This is a genomic window from Planococcus sp. RAB007_Raresut (genome assembly GCF_057369535.1).
Genome location: NZ_JBXYIF010000275.1, coordinates 1 through 236 on the forward strand (window position 1 = coordinate 1; position 236 = coordinate 236).

At 42.4% G+C, this 236-nt stretch carries 1 protein-coding gene; it reads left to right on the plus strand.

The window, feature by feature from the left end; all coding sequences use genetic code 11:
- The coding region (locus AC2Q9J_RS18525) for a hypothetical protein (RefSeq protein ID WP_499042202.1) at nucleotides 1-183 on the plus strand (183 nt) is incomplete at its 5' end.
- Nucleotides 184-236: the final 53 nt, after the last annotated feature.

The following is a 236-nucleotide window of genomic DNA, read 5'->3' on the forward strand; positions in this document are numbered from 1 at the left end:
AGCGGAAAATGCCGAAAACCAAAAAGGGAGAAAAGGTTTGCAAAAAAAAAGGGAGGTACCACCACCAGGGGACCCTTAGATAAAAGAGAAGCTTTTTATTTTAAGGAAGACATTAGAGCAAAGGAAAGGAGAGGGGAAGATGAAAAGGATCAAGTTGGAGTACCATCGGGAAGAAAAATGTGATGAGATTTATAGACTTACTACAGAACCACAAGTGTAAGACGCGCTGGGGGTGC